This is a genomic window from Pontiella desulfatans (assembly GCF_900890425.1).
GTDB classification, from domain to species: Bacteria; Verrucomicrobiota; Kiritimatiellia; order Kiritimatiellales; family Pontiellaceae; genus Pontiella; species Pontiella desulfatans.
The window spans coordinates 861,740-880,873 of sequence record NZ_CAAHFG010000004.1; the positions used below are offsets into that span (position 1 = coordinate 861,740).

The following is a 19,134-nucleotide window of genomic DNA, read 5'->3' on the forward strand; positions in this document are numbered from 1 at the left end:
GGCTACTCCCCAAACAGCTGGCGGAACACCCGCTCGGGATTCGCGAGGAAATCGTGGGTGACCTGGTAGTGTTCGGTTTCCCGGTATTCGATCCGCTCCAGGCCGTTGGGGGTGCACTGGTAGATCCAGGCACCCGGATAGGCCATCATGATCGGCGAGTGCGTTGCAATAAGGAACTGCGAGCGCTCGGCAACCAGGTCGTGCATGCGTGCGAGCACGGTGAGCTGCCGCTGGGGGGAAAGGGCGGCCTCGGGTTCGTCGAGAATATAGATCCCGTTTCCGCCAAAGCGATTCATCACCAACGCAAGAAACGATTCGCCGTGCGATTGCTCATGAAGCGATACCCCGCCATAGGAATCGATGACCGGCGGCCCGAAGGCCGGCTCCGCATCCATGCGTTCGATTTCGGTGGCGACGTTGAAGAAGCTTTCGGCGCGCAGGAAAAACCCATCGCTCGGTTTTTCGATGCCCCGGCTGATGCGCAGATGGTCGTGCAGCTCCGAATGGGAGGCGCGGGTGCTGAACGAAAAGTTGGCGGTACCCCCTTCCGGATTGAACCCCATGGCCACGGCGATGGCCTCCAGCAGGGTGGATTTACCCGTTCCGTTTTCCCCGATGATGAACGTGACCTGCGGATGCAGCTCGATGCTCTTCAACGAGCGCACCGCCGGCAGGCTGAAGGGATAGCGGTCGAACGACTCGACCAATTCCCTGCGCAAGAGGACTTCACGAATGAATTGGGATGAAAACATGGACGTAGACTATGCAGAATCGTACCGGGCGTCAAACGATGCTGGAGGATGCGGATTCCTTTTGCTAGCTTGTTCTTTTTAAACAAGGAGATTGGAATGTCAGAATTCAACGATGTAACGGTGGTTCGCGAGGCGAATGTCTATTTCGACGGCAAGGTGACGAGCCGGACGGTGGTGTTCGGGGATGGAACGAAGAAGACGCTGGGCTTCATGCTGGCCGGCGATTATTCGTTCGATACCGGTGTCGCGGAGATCATGGAAATCATCGGGGGCGAAATGGATGTGTTGCTGCCGGGGTCCACGCATTGGAAGACCGTCAAGGCCGGCGAGTCGTTCGATGTTCCCGCCAACTCCAAGTTTGATCTGGTGGTCAAGGAATACGCCGACTATTGCTGTAGCTATATTGAGGCATAAAGTCAGCCGGAGCTTTGCCGAGAGGAGCGGCCTCGCTACCTGGTCGCCGGGGTCGTCGACCCTCCTGCAAAGTAGTTGTCATCTATTTGCGGGAATCAAGGACCGGCGTTCCGGCTCCGTGTGCAATGATCATGAGCGTCGCGCCGATGAGGGCCAAGTTTTTCATGAATGAGATGGTCTGCTGTTGCACCTGTGCAGGATCGTCGAATGTCCAGAAGTCGTGGAACCAATAGGTCGCCAGCAGCAGGAATACCATGAGCAATGCCGCTCCGATTCTTGCCTTGTAGCCCATCAGAACCGAAAGGCTCCCCGCAACGAGGAAGACAATGGCTCCGGCCAAGAGCAGTTTCAGCGCAGGGACGCCTTCCGATGCCATATAGGCCGAAACATCGTTGAACTTGGGAATCTTGTTCCCGAGTGCGCTCATCAGGAAGATGCCGATGAACAGTAGCCGGCCAACGATGTTTAGCAGGGTGCTGATCAATGCGTTCATTTGCTATGCTCCTTACTCGTTTGCAAGATGTGCTTCGTAGTCTAGAATGGCGGATAGCAGTCGTTGCTCGTCGTCCGGATTGGTGAAGGCCTTTTCGCCAGCATCGTAGGTTTGGTGGAAACTACCCACAAAGAAGTCGGCAAACACTGCGGAGGCTCCCCAATGGGGGAATACGGCTTTCATGTTGGCCAGGTTGGTTTGTCCGCCTCGCGGCCCGGGGGATGCGCTCATAAGCATGACGGGCTTTTTCTGGAAGACCGAGCCGTCCATCCTTGATAGCCAATCCATGACGTTCTTGAAAAAAGCGGGCATCATGCCGTTGTGTTCCGGCGAGGCAATCAGGTAGGCATCGTGTGAATCGAACTGTTCGCGCAGCTTTTGGATGCTCTCCGGGATTCCGAATTCCTTCTCAAGATCCTCCGAAAAGATCGGGGCATCGAAGTCCGGCAGGTTGATCAGGGTTATCTTTTGATCCTTGAATCGCTGTTCCGCATGCTCCAATAGTTGTTTGTTAACCGAACGGCTGGAATTACTGCCGGCGAAAGCCAATATGTTTTTCATGGAATTGTCCTTTATCTTTTCCTAAGCGAGGTCGAACACGAGTATTTCGGAGGGCTCGACCCCCGTGAAGGCCAACGGGCCTGCTTTTTCGATGGCGGCTCCATCCCCGGCCACGAGCAACTCACCATTAAGGGTCAGCTTGCCGCTCACCACCTGGACCCAAACGTTTCGGCTTGATTCGGTTTGTTTTACGACCGTTGCGCCTGGTTCGATTATCGATGCATACAACCGGGCGTCCTGATGCATGGATACGGACCCTTCCGCTCCGTCCGGCGAGGCGACCAGCTTGAGCGTATTGGTCTTTTCTTCTGGCGGATAGTGTTTCTGCTCATAGCTCGGTTCCACATTGAGCTCATTGGGTTTGATCCAGATTTGCAGCAAGCGCATCGGTTGGTCGTCCAGCGGGTTGAATTCGCTGTGCGTAATGCCTGAACCGGCGCTCATTCGCTGCACATCGTTCGGTCGGACGACCGACCCGTTGCCCATGCTGTCGCGGTGTTCGAGCGCGCCTTCGACCACGTAGGAAATGATTTCCATGTTTTCGTGCGGATGCGTACCGAATCCTTCGCCGGGTTCGATGATGTCGTCGTTGATGACGCGTAGGGATTGGAATCCCATGTGGCGTGGATCGTAGTATTCAGCGAACGAGAACGAAAAACGGCTATGCAGCCAGCCATGTTCCGCCACGCCACGCTCATCTGCTTTCCGGATTACGATTTGATTCGTCTTCATGTCATGCTCCTTGGCCGCAACGCCGACGGCGGTCGCCACGGTCGCTGGTAGGAAGGCCCTTCGGGTTTCATTCGTTTTCATGTAAAGAATCCTAGGACAGATTATCGATATGTAAAATATAAGAAACGTTGACAACTAATATTAAAAAAATATTAATCGACGCATGGAGCTGAGGCATCTGAAATATTTCATTGCGGTGGCCGAGGAGTTGCATTTCGGTCGGGCCGCCGAGCGTCTGCACATGGCGCAGCCCCCGTTGAGCCAGCAGATTAAAAACCTGGAAGACGAACTTGGCGTGTTGCTCCTTGCGCGCACCAAGCGCAAGGTTGAACTCACTCCGGCGGGCCGGCTTTTTCTGGATGAGGCCCGCCTGACATTGATTCAGGCAGAGCGGGCACAACGGATTGCGGTCGAGGCCGACCACGGCGTGCGCGGCCATTTGCGTATCGGATTTGTTACCTCCGCCTGCTACAGCATTCTTCCGGGACTCATCCGCCGCTTCCGAAAGGAAAACCCGCTGATTGATCTGGAGTTGATGGAAATGACTCCTTCCAGGCAGATTGCGGCCATGGAGGAGGGGAGCATTGATGCCGGGATCCTCCGCCCGCCTGTAGGGCCTAGCTGCCTCAGGGTAAAAACGATGTTGGAGGAACCGATGGTTGCCGCACTGCCGGTCGATCACCGAAAAGCCGACCAAAAATCCATCAACCTGAAGACCTTGGCCGGCGACGCCTTCATCCTTTTTCCCCGCCACCACGGCCCCGGCATTTTCGACGTCGTCATGAAAGCCTGCCATGAAGCCGGTTTCACACCGAGCGTATCCTATTCGCCCAACGAGATGCAGACCATTCTAGCCTATGTCGCCGCCGGAATGGGAGTGTCGCTGGTTCCGCAGTCCCTGTCCGGTTTTCACCAACACTCCATCGTGTACCAGTCGCTTCGTGGTAGCCGTGTGCGGGTCGAGTTGGCATTGATTAGCCGACGGAGCGAAGAGAATCCGATTCTTGATCTTTTCAGTGCACTGGGTTCCGAGGTGGGTATGGAATATGCCAGCCAGTTCCAGAAAACGTTAACCCAGTAACAACGATGAACAAACTATACATAGGCATCGATGTCCAGGTGCGGCGCCCATGCGCGTTTGCGGCCTTGGATGAATCGGGCACGCTGATGCAGTCCGGATGGTTTCCGACGGCCCGGGAAGGGCGGCGGAGCCTGGAGCCGCTGGCAAAGGGGCATCGCTTGCACATCGGCATCGATGAATCGCGCGTTCCGCTCGCCAAGCCTCGGGAATGGTATTGGAACGGATCGAAGCAGGAGTGGCGCACGCGCAAGGCCTCCGAAAAAGGATTGGGGCGCCACTGCGAGGTGGCCATCAAGGCGCACAATCTCGCCAATCCGCAATGGACTCCGATGAAGAAGGATGCGCCCGGATGGATGCAACTGGGCTTCGGTTTGTTCAAGGAACTCGATCCGCTCGGAACAACCTACGAAGCCTTCCCCTCGGCCTCCTACAAGATGCTAGAAAGCGACCCATCGCTCCAGCTAACCATCAACTTTTCCAACATGCGTCTCGGCAAGACCGACATGCTCGATGCCTGGATGGCCGCCGCCACCGTCCGCGAATACGTCGAAGGCCGCGGCATGGAGGTCGGGGGTGGCGATGGTCTCGGAACCATCATCCTGCCCCGGAAACTCAAGAAGCCGATCCCCAACGTCCTCCATTGGCCATCCCTGGGGTGACATCCAAATGCGCGATCGTGCATTTGGATGTCACCCCAGGGATGCGAAGAGGCGCCTTGTTGCGGCAGGGGGCGCTGCGCCAACTCGTTAGTTCAGGCGGTTGTCGGCGGATTCCAGATCGGCTTTTTTCACGGAGTCGCCCTCCTTGCGCTTGCGGATGCGCGCGGTGTGCTCCTCGATTTTGGAGCGGCTTCCCTTGATGTTGAAGACGCGGTTTTGGTCGTCCACCAGCACCACGAGGTTTCCATAGAGCTCGGTCCCTTTTTCCCGTCCGCCTTGGAGGTTCCGAACAGTTACATTGTCCGAGTTGAACACAAATGTTCCCTTGGAAGCCTCCTGGTTGAAGTCGACACGGGTTACGGTCTTGTCGAGAAGCACGAACGCCTGTTCCTCCTTGTCGAAGCCAATGAGATAGAATTCGGCGTGGATCGGTTTGTGGTATGGAATGGTACCGCTTCTCTTCAGCGTAATCTTGTATTCCGTGGAGGAGGTCTGAACCTGCACGTCGCGGTCGTTGGCGGAGTTGTTGGCATCCGCGAAGGAGAACCCTTGGTTTTTCCGGTCGGTGGCCTGCGCCACCTGGATGTCGATTTTCGGCGGGCTGTTCACGAGCACAAATTTTTGGTCGTCCGCAGAGAGGCTGCTGATCGAAACCTGCACCTCTTTTCCGCCATCCATCAGCAGGGTGATGTTGCCATTCATGTTTTCGATCATCTCGGCCTGGATCTTTCGGCCGAAGGAATCTGTCCAGGTTCGCATCTCGGCAAGCGCGGAGGACGGGACGAGTGCAGTTAGGGTCAGTGCGGTTATGGCGGCGATTGCTTTCATGGTGTTGCTCCTTTCGCGGGTTTGATGAACAGATTAACGGGGAAAGGCTAAGGGTGGAGGCAAAAATGCGCAAGGGGTTTCCGGAACAATGCGATGGAAAAGGTATATCATCCAACCACCACGATCGTGGTGGTTGGATGATATACTTTCGTTAGAAAAGGCTTTTGGTGTAGAGGGTGTGGTAGTAGCCCCCGAGAGCCGTCAATGCCTGGTGCGTACCGTTCTCAACGACTTGGCCGTCGCGCAGGACAAAGATGGTGTCGGCGTGTTTCACGGTGGAGAGGCGGTGGGCGATGATGATCGTTGTGCGGTCTTTGCACAGGCGCTCCATGGCATCCTGGATCAGCTGTTCGGACTCGGTGTCGAGCGCGGAGGTGGCCTCGTCGAAAATGAGGATGGGCGGATTCTTCAGGAAGACCCGGGCGATGGAGACGCGCTGTTTTTGCCCGCCGGAAAGTTTGACGCCGTGCTCGCCGACGGGCGAGTCGAAGCCTTCGGGCAGCGATTCGATGAAGTCGAGAATGTTGGCCTGCCGGGCGGCGGCGACCAGCTCTTCTTCGTTCGCTTCGCGGTTGCCAAAAAGAATGTTGTCGCGGATGGTGGTGTCGAACAGGAAGGGCGACTGCTGAACAATGCCGATTTGTTCGCGCAGGAAGTGCTGGCGCAGGTCGAGGACGTTGACGCCGTCGATGGCGATGCGGCCTTCCCGGGCTTCGTAGAAGCGGGGAATCAGCGCGGCGAGGGTGGACTTGCCCGCGCCGGATTCACCGACGAGCGCCACGGTCTGGCCGGCCTTGATGGAGACGGATACCTGGTTCAACACCTTGGCGTCGTTGCCTTCGTAGGCGAAGGAGAGGTTGGCCACTTCGATCGCGCCGGTCACGTGTTCGGGTTCGACCGGGTTGGGGCGGTCCTGGATGTCGGGCTCGATATCCATGATTTCGGTGAAGCGCTCGAACGAGGCGGCGCCCTGGCCAAACTGTTCGACAAAATTGACCATGCGGTCGATCGGCTTGGTCATGAAGCGCGCGAACATGAGGAAAACGAGAATGTCGGCAATGTCGGCCTTTCCGTTGAACACCATGATCGCGCCGGCGACGGTGATGAGGATTTCGTGGCTGTGGATGAGCCCCATCATGGTGGAGTGGAAGGCGGCCATGGTGTGGTACATCGTTTCCTTCGACTCGCGGAAGTCGTGGTTAACCTCGTCGAACTGGGCCACGGCGTGGTGTTCGCTGGCGAAGGATTTAACCTCGCGGATGCCCTGGATCGAGTTTTCGATGTTGGCGTTGATGTCGGCCACGCGGCGGCGCATGACGCGCACGTTCTTGCGGAAGCGCTTTTGGAAGAGGATGCCGCAGAGCACCATGACCGGCAGGGGGATCAGGGCGATCCACGCGAGGGTGGGGTTCATCCAGAACATGCAGGCGAAGGCGCCGCTGATGGTGAAGGTGGCCAGGAAGAGATCTTCCGGGACATGGTGCGCCACTTCGGAGATGGTGAAGAGGTCGTTGCTCAGGCGCGACATGATGTGTCCGGTCTTCGTTTTGTCGAAATAGCTGAACGAGAGCTTTTGCAAATGGCGGAAGAGCACGCCGCGCATGTCGGTCTCGATACGCGTTCCGAGCACGTGCCCCCACTTGATGTTGCTGAAGGCGGAGAAGGAGAGCACCACCACGAGCATGGCAAGCAGGGCGACGGTTCCGGCGACCTCCGCCGCCGGGGCTTCGCCCAGTTTGAAGAGGTGGCGCGTGACGAGCGGAATCAGGATGGCGCACAGCGAACGGACAAACGCCATGGAGAGGTCGAGTGCAAACAGGGGCCGGTGCGGCCGGTAGAATGCAACAAAGCGCTTGATCATTTCAACAGGGTGGCGGGGGTATCGACCTGGAGGAAGTTGGTGTGGGCGGAATAGATGTGTCCTCCGCCGATGAAGACGATCAGGTCGTCCATCTCAATCAGCCCCTCGTCGACCAGTTGTTTGAGGGCTGCCTTCACCAATGCGTCGGTGGTTGGCGGAATATCGATCTTTTCGGCATAGACGCCATAGTTGAGCGAAAGTTCGCGCACGGTGCGCGCGCTGGCGGAAAGCGCGAAGATCGGGGTCTTGCCCCGGTAGGAGGCGCAGATCTGGGCGGTGTCGCCGGACTTGGTGCTGGTGATGATGGCCTTGGCCGGAATGGCGGCCGCCATGGCCACGGCCGATTTGGCCAGGTGGTTGCGCGGCATCAGCTCGGCCGATTGCTGGACGACCGGGAGATCGTGGGTCATCGTCGTCTCCTGGGCTTCGACGTTGCGGGCGATATCGGCCATGGTGGTGACGGCCTCGACCGGGTATTTGCCATAGGCGGTTTCGCCGGAGAGCATGACGGCGTCGGTGCCGTCGTAGATGGCGTTGGCAACATCCGAAACCTCGGCGCGGGTGGCGCGCGGGTTGTCGATCATCGTATGCAGCATCTGGGTGGCGGTGATGACGGGCTTCACGCGGCGGATGCAGGTTTTGATCATCCGTTTCTGGATGATCGGAACCTCTTCGGCGGGAATCTCGATGCCCAGGTCGCCGCGGGCAACCATTACGCCATGGGCGACGTCGAGGATCTCCTCGAGGTTGTCGACCCCTTCGCGGTTTTCGATTTTGGCGATGATCTTGACGGGACTCTTGCGCATGTTGAGGATGCTTTGGATTGCCATTACGTCGTCGCGGTTGCGCACGAAGGAGTGGGCGATGAACTCGACATCGGAGCGGGTGGCCCAGTCGATGAAGTTGGCGTCCTTTTCGGTGAGTGCGGGCAGGTCGAGCTCGACGTTGGGCACGTTGACGCTCTTCCTGTTTTTGATTGCGCCATTGTTTTCGGCCCGGCAGACGAGCAGGCCCGCCTGTTTTTCAACCACGGTCAGGTGCGTCTCGCCGTCGTCGATGAGGATGTCGCTGCCAACGGGGACTTCCTCGCAGAAATCTTCGTAGTTGACCTTGAACCCAGCCTCCGGAACCGACTTGTCGCCGATGCGCACAAGATCGCCGGTGACCAGCTCGATGGCGTCTTGCATTTCGCAGGTGCGCACTTCGGGGCCCTTGGTATCGATCAGCACGCCGATGCTTGCGGATACCGCGCGGATGTTTTCGAGCATCATGTCGGCCTCTTCCAGGGAGATGTGGGCCGTGTTGAGGCGGGCGACGTTCATGCCGGCATCGTAGAGTTTCTGGATAAAGTCGCGCTCGCAGCGGTTGTGGGCGATGGTACAGATGATTTTGGTCTGTTTCTTGTACATAAGTCCTCTTCGGGGTTGCCGGCGCAGGTTTTTAGCAGATTGCCGGGTGCGTACTAGCCCATAATTGAAAAAATCAATAGTGCGGCGGACGTTCGTTTCTTGCAATTTCCTGGGGATGCTGAAGTTCTTCGAGTTTGTTTTCGAGTTTTTCCAGCCGTTTGTTGAGCCGCGCGAGATCCTGCTGTTGCCGGAAAACCTCGTTGTTGAGCTGCGCAATGGTTTCGTCCTGCAGGGCCGAAAGGGTTTCAAGTTGGATGATCCGCTCTTCCATGCCGTGGAACATAGCAGATTCCGTTTCGAAGGGGAGGCGTTTAATCGCCTTTTGCGTTGATGAAGGGGGGCGCTTTGATAAGAATAGGGCAAACCTAGGGAGACGCGATGCCTGACAATTTGCATGATACCGGTTTCTTGCTTCAGAACCTGATGGAGCATATGACCGACAACATCTACTTCAAGGACCGCCAGTCGCGCTTCATCATGGTCAACCGGGCCTTCTGCGAATGGACGGGGTTGGACTGCGGGGCGGTGGTCGGGAAAACCGATTTCGACCTCTTTGCCTCGGAGCATGCGCAACAGGCCTACGCGGACGAACAGCGCATCATCGAAACCGGCCAACCACTGATCGGCATCGAGGAAAAGGAGACCTGGGAAGACGGGCACATCACTTGGGTCTCCACCACCAAGATGCCGCTGAAGAATTCCGATGGGGAGACGATCGGCACGTTCGGGGTTTCGCGCAATATCACCGACCATAAGGAGGCCGAGCTCAAGGCCAACTATTATTCCGAGCAAATCCGCCGCATTAAGGAGGAGATGGAGGAGGATGTGCGCATGGCGGGCGAGCTGCAGAAAACCTTCTTCCCCCGCCACTACCCCTGTTTCCCCGAAGGCGTTGCGCCCGGCCAAAGCGGCGTCGGCTTCTTCCACCACTACCACGCCAGCGGGTTGGTCAGTGGCGACTTCTGCACCGTTCGCCGTCTTTCCGAAAGCGAATCGGGCATCTTCCTGTGCGATGTGATGGGGCACGGGGTGCGCGCGGCCCTCGGCACGGCGCTGATCTGCGCGATGGTCGAAGAGATTTCCGGGGAGGCCCAAAACCCCGGCGATTTCCTCGCCCGCATGAACGAGCTCCTGCTGCCCATCATGCGGCAGGAGGATATGTTCCTCTACGCCACCGCCTGCTACGCGGTGTTCGATGCCCGCAGCGGCTTGTTGCGGATCGCCAACGCCGGCCATCCCATCCCGCTGCATTCCCGGGGCGGCGAAGGCGGCGTGGGCTGGCTCTTCGGCGATGAATCCGTGCGGGGCCCCGCCCTGGCCATCGCCGAGGGGGCGGAATACGAAACCTTCGATATTCAATTGGGGGTTGGCGATTCGGTGGTCATGTATACCGACGGGCTCTACGAAGTGGAGGATGCCTCCGGCGAGGAGTTTGGCGAACAGCGTCTGCTGGCGGCGGCGCAACGGCTGGCCGGCCAATCCCTGGAGGCCCTCTTCCCGGCGCTCGTGGCCGAGGCCAGCGCCTATGCGGGCGGAAAGCTCGACGACGACGTCTGCCTGGTTGGCCTGCATTACCGGAAGCCGATGCAATAGGGAACCCGATGGACCTGAGGGACAAAGACTACCTATTGCTCAAGAACCTCATGGACAACATGACGGACAGCATCTACTTCAAGGATCTTGAATCCCGTTTCGTCATGGTCAACCGCGCCTCGGCCCGGTGGCAAGGCTTCGAGCAACCCGACGACGCCATCGGCACCTCCGATTTCGACACCTACCAGGAAGAGGATGCCCGCCGGATGTTCGCGGACGAGCAGCGCATCATCGAGACCGGCATCCCCTTGGTGGGGCTCGAGGAGGAGGAAACCTCCAAGAACGGGCAGGTGGCCTGGGTTTCCACCACCAAGATGCCGCTGCGCGACGACGACGGGCGGATCGTGGGCACCTTCGGCATCTCGCGCGACATCACCGAACACAAGCAGGCCGAGCTGAGCGCCGCCCGCTATGCCGAGCAGGTCCGCCTCATCAAGGAGGAGATGGAGGACGATGTCCGCATGGCCGCCGAACTCCAGAAAACCTTTTTCCCGAACACCTACCCATCCTTCCCCGCAGGATGCGCCCCCGCCGATAGCCGCGTGGGCTTTCTCCACCGCTACCACCCCAGCGGCATGGTCAGCGGCGATTTCTGCTCCATCCGCCGCCTGTCCGAAACCAAATGCGGCGTCCTGCAATGCGATGTGATGGGCCATGGCGTCCGCGCCGCCCTGGTTACGGCCCTGATCTGCGCGATCGTCGAGGAATTGTCGCAGCAGGAGCACGACCCCGGCGCCTATCTCGCCCGAATGAACGAGCTGCTGCTGCCCACCCTGCGGCGGGACGACTCGTTCCTCTACGCCACCGCCTGCTATCTGGTCTTCGATACCGCCACCGGCCTGCTGCGCCATGCCAACGCCGGGCATCCCGTTCCGCTTCTTTTCCAGGGGGCGGCCGCCGAATGGCTGATGGAGGATGCGGCGCTGCGCGGACCGGCCCTGGCCGTCTGCGAAGGGACGGAGTTCCTGACCCTGGAAAAACAGCTTGCCCCCGGCGATTCGGTGGTCATGTATACCGATGGACTCTACGAAGTCGAAGGGGCCAACGGCGAGGAATTCGGGGAACAACGGCTGGCCGACTCCGCGCGGCGGCATGCCCGGCTCCCCCTTCGGGAATTGTTCCCGGCCTTGATCGGCGATGCCCGGCGGTTTGCCGGCGCCAACGCCTTCGACGACGATATTTGCCTGGTCGGCCTCGAGTGCCGGGCGCTACAGGAAGAAAAGGATTAGCGAATGGAGCATCAAGCCAACCATGGTTTCCTGCTGGAAAACCTCATGAACAACTCGTCGGATTCGATCTATTTCAAGGATCTCCAATCCCGCTTCATCAAGGTGAACCAAGCCTGCGCCGACAAGCACGGGTGGGAGTCCCCGGAATCGGTCAAGGGAAAGAGCGATTTCGATACCTTCACGCAGGAACATGCCGAACAGGCCTTCGCCGATGAACAGCGCATCATCAAAACCGGGGAGCCGCTCGACGCGGTCGAGGAAAAGGAAACCTGGCCGGATGGTTCGGTCACCTGGGTGTCCACCACCAAGCTGCCGCTACGCAACGAGGCCGGCGAGATCATCGGAACCTTCGGGATGTCGCGCGATATCACCGAGCATAAGGAGGCCGAACTGCGAGCCCGGCGCTATGCCGATGAAATCAACAACATCAAAGACGAGATGGAAAACGATGTCCGCATGGCCGGCCAGCTGCAGAAAAACTTTTTCCCGCGCACCTATCCAGACTATCCGGAAGGGGCCGGCCAGGAGGCGAGCTGTGTGGAATTCCTGCACCGCTTCAACCTCAACCGGCAGGTAACCGGCGACTATTGCGCCATCATGCGCGTGTCCGACCACGAGGCCGGCATCTTCCTGTGCGATATCTGCGGGGTGGGTGTGCGAGCCGCGCTGGGCACGGCGCTGATCCGCGGCATCATGCAGGAGATCTCTTCGCTGGGGAACGATCCGGGTGCCTATCTTGCGCGGATGAACGGCCTGCTGCTGCCGCTGCTCCACCAGGAAGGCCTGGCGCTCGATGCCACCGCCTGCTACCTGGTGTTCGATGTCCGGACCGGCATGACCCGGTTTGCGAATGCCGGCCATTCCATGCCGATCCATTTCCAGGACGGAACGGCCGCCCAATGGCTCACCGAAGGGTGCTCCCAATGCGTAGGCGACCCGCTGGCCCTGAAACCCGAAGCCGCCTACGCCACCGTCGAGCGCCAGCTCGCTCCCGGCGATTCCGTGGTGCTCTTCACCGACGGCTTATACTCGGTGTGCAACAACGTGGACGATCCCCTGGGTAAAAAGCGCCTGCTCGATGCCGCCCATAGTTTGGTGGGCGAACCCTTGGCGGACATCTTCGATGGCCTGGAGGGCGATGCCCTCGCCTTCTCCAGGAACGGCTGCTTTTCCGACGACGTCTGCCTGGTGGGCTTCCACTACCGGAAACCCATGGGCGGCTAGCACACGGGCAAGCATAACCATTCCGCCGCCGTTTCAGCCCCTGGTTAAGGCGTGAATTTTAAAACAGGATGCAGTAGGGTGCCTTCATGAAACTGATAACCACACTTTGCCTATTGGCTTGCTGCGCCTCCCGCGCCGGTCTCGAATGGAAGGAAAAAGAGGTTGCGATGGAGGTGCTGCCCACGCAGGTCTTCACCGAAGCCGTGTTCCGTTTCACGAATGCCGGGCCGCAACCGATCACCATTGGCGATGTGCGCGTCGGGTGCGGCTGCCTTGCCCCCAGGTTGGCTAAGCGCACCTACGCCGTCGGCGAAGACGGCGAGCTCGTCATCCGGTTCGACCTCCGCAACCGTACCGGCCAGCAAAAAAAACAGGTTGTCGTGAAAACCAGCGATGGGGCCGAAACCAAGCTGACGACCCTGGCCGATATCCCCAAGGCCTACGACATCGCGCCCATCATGATGAAGTGGGTCGATGGCAATACCGCGGAGAGCAAGACGGCCAAGCTCGTCAATCCCAACAAAATCCCGATCAAACTCGTTTCCGCAAACTCGTCGCACAAGGATCTCCCCGTCGTGCTGAAAACCATCCGCGAAGGCTTCGAATACGAGGTGGTGGTCACCCGCGCCCCCACGGCCAGGAATGCCCGCGCCGTCGTCCGCATCGAGACCGAAAAGCTGGACGGCCAGGAATCCAAAACCCTCAAGTTCTACGTCCACGCGCAATAATGGTCGAGTTTGTCAAAAACCGCGGGATCTACGAACAGGTCATCATGGAGATGGTGCCCTCGGCCACGGAGTTTGTCTGGATCGCCACGGCCGACATCAAGGACATGCACGTCGGGAGCCGCGCCAGCTTCCGCCCGTTCCTGGCGGTCTTGTCGGAATTGGTGGAGGAGGGGGTTTCCATCCGCCTGTTGCACGCCAAGGAACCCGGCGAAAACTTCCGGCGGGATTTCGACCGCTATCCCGCCCTGCTCGCCGGCCTCGAACGCAATATTTGCCCGCGCGTCCACTTGAAGTCCATCGTCGTCGATGGCCGGATCGCCTATCTCGGCAGCGCCAACCTCACCGGCGCCGGCATGGGTGCCAAGGGCAAGGACCGCCGCAACTTCGAGTCCGGCATTGTTTCCGACGAACCCTCCATCGTCTCCGGCACCATGGAGCAGTTCGACGAAATCTGGATGGGCGCCCAATGCGACACCTGCCAGCGCCGCGACTACTGCGCCGACCCTATTGCATGATAAGAATAAGGATGGATGGAAAAATGGAACGTATTGCGATAGTAACCGGAGCCACATCCGGTATTGGGGAAGCCACGGCGCGCAAGTTCGTGGCCGACGGCATGCAGGTCGTCGGGTGCGGGCGTACCGCAGAAAAGCTGGTTGCGCTGGAGCAGGAACTCGGAGATGGGTTCTACGGCGTGGCCGGAGATGCCTCGGACGGCGAGGTGCTGGATCGGCTGTTCGAAACCGCCGTGGAACGGTTCGGCCACGAGGCCGATATCGTGGTGGCCAATGCCGGCCGTGGATTGGGCGGTTCGGTCAAGGACGCCGACCTTGAACAATTCCGCGAGTTGATCGACATTAATGTGACCGGAACGGCGTTGCTGATTCAGATGGCGGCAAAGCGGATGGTGGAAATGCAGAAAACAGGATTTCCTGACACCGCCGCCGACATTGTGATTATCGGCTCGGTCGTCGGTCGGCACATCTCACCGTTCAGTGCGGTATACGGCGCATCGAAGTTTGCCGTCCATGCGCTGGCGGAAGGCCTTCGCCGCGATATCGGACCGCAGGGCGTGCGCGTCTCGCTGGTGCAGCCGGGCATTGTCATCAGCGGCTTCCAGGCGGGCGCCAACTACAGCGACGTTCTGGTCGATAGCTTCCACGAAAAATTTGGCCCGTTGCCCAGCTGCGACGACATGGCCGATGCGATTTATCATGTGGTCGCGCTGCCGCCGCACGTCAACATCAGCGACCTCGTCATCCGCCCCACCCGCCAGGATTATCCGTAGGCGCTGAATTGGAGGGTGAGGCGCTGTCCGAACCCCCGTGCGCAGGGCACGTTGGCTTTGCGGCGGGCGGCTCGGATGGAACCTCGCCCTCCAGAGGGCGGGGCGGTTCGCACGCAGGCTCGCCCTCCAGAATTGGGTTAGGCCCCTCTCAACAAAATCTCTTCGGCGCGGCCGGCCATGCGGTTCTTCAATTCGTGGAGGCGGGCGGCGGTGGTGCGGGGGAGGGCGCGGAATTGCTTGCCGGGCAGCTCGTCGCGCGGGATGAAGGCCTGGAGGGCGAAGCGCTTGGCTCCGTCGATGATGCTGGCTACTTCGTCCATCAGTTCGTCGGTGTGGTGGGAGTCGATGACGGTGGTGCGGAACTCGTAGTCGTTGGCTTGGGCTTTGATGAGGTCAATGGACTGTTGGATGACGGAGGTGTTGGAATGGCCGACGAGGTCGGGGTAGCCTGAAAAGCCGGTCTTGACGTCCATGGCGACATAATCGACGAGCGGCAGGCATTCGGCGAGGCGTTCCGGGTTGGAGCCGTTGGTGTCGAGCTTGACGGCGAATCCAAATTTGTTTTTGAAGAAACGGATGAGTTCGGCGAGGTCGGGGGCCATGGTGGGTTCGCCTCCGGTGATGACGACTCCGTTAACCCAGTCCTTCTTGAACTTGGCGCAGGCGGACTCCAGGCGTTCCCACGATAACCCGGCCTGTTTCTTGCCCATCAGGGCGGCGTTGTGGCAGAAGCCGCACGTGAAGTTGCAGCCGCTGGTGAAGAACACGGCCGCAAAATGCTTCGGGTAGTCCACCATCGAGGGTTTTTCGAGGTGAGCGTATATGGATGAGCTGGCGCTCATGATCAATTCGAAATCCTAATTTTTAAATACGAAACAAATCCCGATCCCCAATTTGAAATTTCGAAACTTCCCCTATTTGAATCTGTTTCGGGTTTCGTGTTCGGGATTTAGGAATTGCTCTTCAAAAAGTGGCCCGCCGGGCGCGGAGGGAGGAGGTACGCGCGCCCGGCGGGCCGGGTGATGAAAAGCACTAGCCCTGGGCTTCGGCCAGGATGGTCTGGATCATCTTAGGCGAGATGATCCCCTTGCCGACGTCGGAATAGTCGGTCTGCAATCCAACATACTGGTACAGTTTTGCTTTCTTGCAGACGGAATCCTTTGCGCCGGGTTGCTGGGTGGCGAGCGGGACAAACTCGCCGGCCTCCGCGTCCCACTCGGTAACGAGCATTGCGGGGATGCGCGACGGATTGATGCACTCGGCTTCTGAGAAGGCCAAGAGGCCGTCGAGGGTTTCCACATCGCAGTAGAGCTTCTCGAAGGCGGCGTAGTCTTCCTTGGCCAGCAGTTTGTCGAGGCGCTGGTTGAGGGTGTGGCATTTGTCGCAACCCTCTTTGCCGAATACTCGGATTTGATATTTGGCTCCCATGATTAATCTCCTAATGAAGAATTAAGATTTCAGAATGGAAAATTGCGGAACTCAAGCGGCGTTGGCCTTTTTCTATATCGAGCTGTCGCAGACCATTCATTCTTAATTCTTAAATCTACATTCTTAATTTATTTGGCGGTTACGAGTTGCTGATCTGTTTCGTTGGCCTCAACAATGTTGTAGCGGCCGGCGTGGCGGGCGAGCAGCTCGCCGTAGCGTTTGGACTTGTTCCAGTTCTGCACCTTGCTGAAATAGCCGACCACGCGGGTTTCGCCGACGACGTCGGTTGATCCGCATTCGGGGCAGGCTTCCAGCAGGCCGCGCGTCTGGTGCTGGCAGTTGTCGCAGAAGGTGAACTCCGGCGAGACGCAAACCTGCGCGGACTGGGTGCGGTAGAACACCTCGGTCATGAGGTGCGCGATGGAATCGGCATCCGGACGCTCTTCGCCAATGAAGCAGTGGGTGATGGCGCCGGATTCAATCATCGAATGGTACTTGGATTGCTCGATGATGCGGTCGACCAGCGAAACATCGGCTTCGGCGGCGAGGTGGATCGAGTTGGTGTAGTATTCGGCGTCGGCCGGGCCCTTGACGACTTCGCGGGATTCGTCCGGGAAGTAGATCATGTCGGACTTGGCGAGGCGGCGGGCGGCGGATTCGGCGGGGGATTCCTCGAGGGTGATCTTGAGGTTGTACTTGGCGGCCATCTTCTTGGCTTTCCGGTACATGTGCGCCACGATCCGGAGGCCGAAGCGCTGGGCTTCCTTGCTGTCGTGCAGCTCCTGGCCGATGAGGAACTTGACGGCATCGTTCACGCCGATCAGGCCGAGGATGTAGGTGCAGTTTTCAAGGTCGACATACGGCTTGCCGTCGTTGGCCACCTTGCCGATCTGCCAGAGCGGGTGCCCGGGGCCGCTGAGCATCTCGGCGGCCTTGGCTTTCTTCTGCAGGTGGGCATCGACCGCGAGCTCCATGGTGCGGTCGATCTCTTCGTAGAAGTTCTTCACGATGTCGCCTCCCTTGCGCGCGGCGCGGTAGGAGGCCTGCGGAATGTTGATCGTCACGTTCTGGAATCCGCAGAAGCGCATGCTTTCGGGGTGTTTCAGCATGCGGTTGTCGTCGATGGTGGTGCGCAGGCGGCAGCAGGCGGAGAGGGTGACTTCGTCGCGGTCGAAGATGAAGTAGGTGGAACCGTTCTTCGATGCGAGCTCGCAGGCTTCCTGGAAGATCTTGAACTGGGCGGGATCTTCGTAGGTTTCGTCGGAGACGTGGAAATCGCACTTCGGGAATTCGAAGATGCGGCCGTGGGCATCGCCCTCGCCGAAGACCTTGAGCAGGGCGCTGCAGAAGTTTTGGGCTTCCTCGGTGTAGTCGCCGTAGGTCACGATGGCTTCCCCGTTTTCCGAGAGCATGGCGCTAACGTCGGGATCGTAGATGATGCCTTCCTTGTCGTCGGCGAGTTCGCGCAGGACGAGGCGTTGGCCGAGCTCCGGATCGGTGTAGCACAGATCCATCAGCTTGTTGCCGTTGGCATCGGTTTCGTTGCGCAATTCCTCGACCAGTTCCACGATGGAGCCGTCTTTCAGGCGCATTTGGTAGTGGCCGCCGGGGCCGATGGCCGGAACGGTTTTGAGGTAGGACGGAACCCCCGAGTGGATGTTGAAGTCGAGGAACAGGGTTTGGCCGCCGCGCGAGAAGGCGTTTTGCGAGCCGTTGAAGATGAGCTCCTGCGCAACCTGCTTGAGTTCCTTGGCATCCATTCCAACAAGGAACGGGGCGTAGAGGATGTTGATGTAGGCAATGCCGAGCGCGCCGGCATAGTTGGCCTGCATCGAGGCCAGGAAGGTGTTGAGGTGGCCGGTCAGCACGGAGGCGGAACGGGCCGGACTCGACGAGGTGTTGAGGTTGATCAGCCCGTTGAGACCGTATTTCTTGACATATTCGATCGAGTGCGACGAGCAGTAGACGCGGGTGGGGTAGCCGAGGTCGTGCACGTGCACGGCGCCGGTGTCGTGCGCACGTTTGACTTCGGGGCTGAAGATGGTGTCGAGCGCCCATTGCTTGAGCACGAGCTCGGCGATGCCGAGGTTCACGGCCTCGGGGTTGTTGTTCACGATGTTCGAGTTTTCGGTCGATTTGGTGAACATCAGGTTTTCAAGGTAATCCTTGGAAACGCGGTAGAGGGAGAGGTCGCGCAGCTGCTGCGAGTGGCCGCGTTCGATCAGCTCGTTGTTGACCAGTTCGCGGATGAGGGTGGTTCCGATGATGGTCATGTCGCCGCCGATAATTCGGTTTTCAACGGACTTGGCCACATTGATGGCCAGCTCGACGGAAAGGTCGGTCTTGTCGAGGATCTGCTTGACGATGCGCTTGCGGTCCCACGGGAGGTTGACGTTGCTGGAGGAGGATTCGACGAGGAGCAGGGAGGCGTCGGTGACGTCCACGTCGGAATCGGCGTCGCCGCGGACGCGGATGTTGCGGCGGGCGATTTCGCGTTGCTTGCGGTAGCGCTTGTAGGTGGCCACCACGAGGGTTTCGCCCTGTTCGGCGAGGGCGATTTCGACCAGGTCCTGGACGTCTTCGATTTTGGGGATGCGTTTGCCGTTGTCCTCGGTGTGGACATAGAACTCGCTCATCGGGTTGTTGAGCTGCTGCAGCACTTGGTCGGTGATTTTCGAGGCCAGGCCTTCGTTCTTCGCAAGTTGGTGTTTGCGTGCGACATCTTCGACCGCGCGGTCGATAGCCAGCTCAATTTTCTGCCAGCTGAATGGTACAACGAGTCCAGAACGCTTCTGGAAGCCATCGAATGCAGCGTTGGGTCTTTCTCCCGACATTTCTACCCCCTGATAATTAA

General features: G+C 59.1%; 20 protein-coding genes. 9 read left to right on the forward strand and 11 right to left on the reverse strand.

The annotated features are described in order from the left end of the window. Positions 1–2: 2 nt before the first annotated feature. On the reverse strand, positions 3–752 hold the full coding sequence (locus E9954_RS29165) for an AAA family ATPase (RefSeq protein WP_136082821.1): 750 nt from the start codon (positions 750–752) through the stop codon (positions 3–5). A gap of 96 nt (positions 753–848) precedes the next feature. Between E9954_RS29165 and ppnP the strand changes: the two genes are divergently transcribed. Beyond that, entirely contained in the window at positions 849–1,166 is a 318-nt protein-coding gene (gene ppnP, locus E9954_RS29170) for a pyrimidine/purine nucleoside phosphorylase (protein ID WP_136082822.1), read from the forward strand. Between the two features lie 82 nt (positions 1,167–1,248). Here ppnP and E9954_RS29175 read toward each other — a convergent pair whose 3' ends face one another. The 3 genes from E9954_RS29175 to E9954_RS29185 are packed head-to-tail and all read right to left on the reverse strand — an operon-like array spanning position 1,249 to position 2,952. Further along, entirely contained in the window at positions 1,249–1,659 is a 411-nt protein-coding gene (locus E9954_RS29175; protein WP_136082823.1) for a DoxX family protein, read from the reverse strand. Between the two features lie 12 nt (positions 1,660–1,671). After that, the gene (locus E9954_RS29180; protein WP_136082824.1) at positions 1,672–2,220 is read right to left on the reverse strand and encodes an NADPH-dependent FMN reductase; all 549 of its coding nucleotides are present in this window, start codon (positions 2,218–2,220) and stop codon (positions 1,672–1,674) included. Between the two features lie 21 nt (positions 2,221–2,241). Next, complete coding sequence (locus E9954_RS29185) at positions 2,242–2,952, reverse strand: pirin family protein (protein WP_136083059.1); 711 nt, start codon at positions 2,950–2,952, stop codon at positions 2,242–2,244. A gap of 163 nt (positions 2,953–3,115) precedes the next feature. On the opposite strand from E9954_RS29185, the gene E9954_RS29190 reads away from it, so the two are divergent. Both E9954_RS29190 and E9954_RS29195 read left to right on the forward strand, forming a co-directional pair. Then, entirely contained in the window at positions 3,116–4,033 is a 918-nt protein-coding gene (locus E9954_RS29190; RefSeq protein WP_136082825.1) for a LysR family transcriptional regulator, read from the forward strand. 5 nt (positions 4,034–4,038) lie between these two features. Beyond that, a complete protein-coding gene (locus E9954_RS29195) occupies positions 4,039–4,692 on the forward strand; it encodes a hypothetical protein (RefSeq protein ID WP_136082826.1) in 654 nt (217 codons plus the stop codon). An 87-nt stretch (positions 4,693–4,779) separates the two neighbouring features. Here E9954_RS29195 and E9954_RS29200 read toward each other — a convergent pair whose 3' ends face one another. The 4 genes from E9954_RS29200 to E9954_RS29215 form a co-directional block, all read right to left on the reverse strand. Next, on the reverse strand, positions 4,780–5,520 hold the full coding sequence (locus E9954_RS29200) for an SHD1 domain-containing protein (protein WP_136082827.1): 741 nt from the start codon (positions 5,518–5,520) through the stop codon (positions 4,780–4,782). A 151-nt stretch (positions 5,521–5,671) separates the two neighbouring features. Continuing rightward, entirely contained in the window at positions 5,672–7,381 is a 1,710-nt protein-coding gene (locus tag E9954_RS29205; protein ID WP_136082828.1) for an ABC transporter ATP-binding protein, read from the reverse strand. Beyond that, positions 7,378–8,790 carry a pyruvate kinase gene (gene pyk, locus E9954_RS29210; protein WP_136082829.1) on the reverse strand — a complete coding sequence of 471 codons (1,413 nt, stop codon included), beginning with the start codon at positions 8,788–8,790 and terminating at the stop codon, positions 7,378–7,380. Before pyk ends, E9954_RS29205 begins: the two co-directional genes overlap by 4 nt. A 73-nt stretch (positions 8,791–8,863) precedes the next feature. Beyond that, the gene (locus tag E9954_RS29215) at positions 8,864–9,073 is read right to left on the reverse strand and encodes a SlyX family protein (protein WP_136082830.1); all 210 of its coding nucleotides are present in this window, start codon (positions 9,071–9,073) and stop codon (positions 8,864–8,866) included. A gap of 95 nt (positions 9,074–9,168) precedes the next feature. Here E9954_RS29215 and E9954_RS29220 point away from each other — a divergent pair, with 95 nt between their 5' ends. The 6 genes from E9954_RS29220 to E9954_RS29245 all read left to right on the forward strand — a co-directional run bounded on the left by E9954_RS29220 (position 9,169) and on the right by E9954_RS29245 (position 14,852). Continuing rightward, positions 9,169–10,383, forward strand: a complete 1,215-nt coding sequence (locus E9954_RS29220; protein WP_136082831.1) for a SpoIIE family protein phosphatase — start codon at positions 9,169–9,171, stop codon at positions 10,381–10,383. 8 nt (positions 10,384–10,391) lie between these two features. Then, on the forward strand, positions 10,392–11,612 hold the full coding sequence (locus E9954_RS29225; RefSeq protein ID WP_136082832.1) for a PP2C family protein-serine/threonine phosphatase: 1,221 nt from the start codon (positions 10,392–10,394) through the stop codon (positions 11,610–11,612). Positions 11,613–11,615: 3 nt separating this feature from the next. Beyond that, positions 11,616–12,836, forward strand: a complete 1,221-nt coding sequence (locus tag E9954_RS29230; protein ID WP_136082833.1) for a SpoIIE family protein phosphatase — start codon at positions 11,616–11,618, stop codon at positions 12,834–12,836. Positions 12,837–12,922: 86 nt separating this feature from the next. Further along, positions 12,923–13,564 (forward strand): DUF1573 domain-containing protein, encoded by a 642-nt coding sequence (locus E9954_RS29235; RefSeq protein ID WP_136082834.1) that lies wholly within the window; start codon positions 12,923–12,925, stop codon positions 13,562–13,564. After that, on the forward strand, positions 13,564–14,079 hold the full coding sequence (locus E9954_RS29240; RefSeq protein ID WP_136082835.1) for a phospholipase D-like domain-containing protein: 516 nt from the start codon (positions 13,564–13,566) through the stop codon (positions 14,077–14,079). The genes E9954_RS29235 and E9954_RS29240 overlap by 1 nt, the downstream gene beginning before the upstream one ends. A gap of 23 nt (positions 14,080–14,102) precedes the next feature. Then, entirely contained in the window at positions 14,103–14,852 is a 750-nt protein-coding gene (locus E9954_RS29245) for an SDR family oxidoreductase (RefSeq protein WP_222847362.1), read from the forward strand. Between the two features lie 137 nt (positions 14,853–14,989). Here the strand turns inward: E9954_RS29245 and E9954_RS29250 are convergent, their stop codons facing one another. The 3 genes from E9954_RS29250 to E9954_RS29260 form a co-directional block, all read right to left on the reverse strand. Next, complete coding sequence (locus E9954_RS29250; RefSeq protein ID WP_136082837.1) at positions 14,990–15,694, reverse strand: anaerobic ribonucleoside-triphosphate reductase activating protein; 705 nt, start codon at positions 15,692–15,694, stop codon at positions 14,990–14,992. Positions 15,695–15,884: 190 nt separating this feature from the next. Beyond that, entirely contained in the window at positions 15,885–16,280 is a 396-nt protein-coding gene (locus E9954_RS29255) for a hypothetical protein (protein ID WP_136082838.1), read from the reverse strand. Positions 16,281–16,408: 128 nt separating this feature from the next. Beyond that, positions 16,409–19,114, reverse strand: coding sequence for an anaerobic ribonucleoside-triphosphate reductase (locus tag E9954_RS29260; RefSeq protein ID WP_136082839.1), 2,706 nt, complete (start codon positions 19,112–19,114; stop codon positions 16,409–16,411). Positions 19,115–19,134: the final 20 nt, after the last annotated feature.

Coding starts and splice junctions, on each gene's coding strand:
- E9954_RS29165 (WP_136082821.1), bottom strand. CDS start 752: ATGTTTTCATCCCAATTCATTCGTGAAGTCCTCTTGCGCAGGGAATTG.
- ppnP (WP_136082822.1), top strand. CDS start 849: ATGTCAGAATTCAACGATGTAACGGTGGTTCGCGAGGCGAATGTCTAT.
- E9954_RS29175 (WP_136082823.1), bottom strand. CDS start 1,659: ATGAACGCATTGATCAGCACCCTGCTAAACATCGTTGGCCGGCTACTG.
- E9954_RS29180 (WP_136082824.1), bottom strand. CDS start 2,220: ATGAAAAACATATTGGCTTTCGCCGGCAGTAATTCCAGCCGTTCGGTT.
- E9954_RS29185 (WP_136083059.1), bottom strand. CDS start 2,952: ATGAAGACGAATCAAATCGTAATCCGGAAAGCAGATGAGCGTGGCGTG.
- E9954_RS29190 (WP_136082825.1), top strand. CDS start 3,116: ATGGAGCTGAGGCATCTGAAATATTTCATTGCGGTGGCCGAGGAGTTG.
- E9954_RS29195 (WP_136082826.1), top strand. CDS start 4,039: ATGAACAAACTATACATAGGCATCGATGTCCAGGTGCGGCGCCCATGC.
- E9954_RS29200 (WP_136082827.1), bottom strand. CDS start 5,520: ATGAAAGCAATCGCCGCCATAACCGCACTGACCCTAACTGCACTCGTC.
- E9954_RS29205 (WP_136082828.1), bottom strand. CDS start 7,381: ATGATCAAGCGCTTTGTTGCATTCTACCGGCCGCACCGGCCCCTGTTT.
- pyk (WP_136082829.1), bottom strand. CDS start 8,790: ATGTACAAGAAACAGACCAAAATCATCTGTACCATCGCCCACAACCGC.
- E9954_RS29215 (WP_136082830.1), bottom strand. CDS start 9,073: ATGTTCCACGGCATGGAAGAGCGGATCATCCAACTTGAAACCCTTTCG.
- E9954_RS29220 (WP_136082831.1), top strand. CDS start 9,169: ATGCCTGACAATTTGCATGATACCGGTTTCTTGCTTCAGAACCTGATG.
- E9954_RS29225 (WP_136082832.1), top strand. CDS start 10,392: ATGGACCTGAGGGACAAAGACTACCTATTGCTCAAGAACCTCATGGAC.
- E9954_RS29230 (WP_136082833.1), top strand. CDS start 11,616: ATGGAGCATCAAGCCAACCATGGTTTCCTGCTGGAAAACCTCATGAAC.
- E9954_RS29235 (WP_136082834.1), top strand. CDS start 12,923: ATGAAACTGATAACCACACTTTGCCTATTGGCTTGCTGCGCCTCCCGC.
- E9954_RS29240 (WP_136082835.1), top strand. CDS start 13,564: ATGGTCGAGTTTGTCAAAAACCGCGGGATCTACGAACAGGTCATCATG.
- E9954_RS29245 (WP_222847362.1), top strand. CDS start 14,103: ATGGAACGTATTGCGATAGTAACCGGAGCCACATCCGGTATTGGGGAA.
- E9954_RS29250 (WP_136082837.1), bottom strand. CDS start 15,694: ATGAGCGCCAGCTCATCCATATACGCTCACCTCGAAAAACCCTCGATG.
- E9954_RS29255 (WP_136082838.1), bottom strand. CDS start 16,280: ATGGGAGCCAAATATCAAATCCGAGTATTCGGCAAAGAGGGTTGCGAC.
- E9954_RS29260 (WP_136082839.1), bottom strand. CDS start 19,114: ATGTCGGGAGAAAGACCCAACGCTGCATTCGATGGCTTCCAGAAGCGT.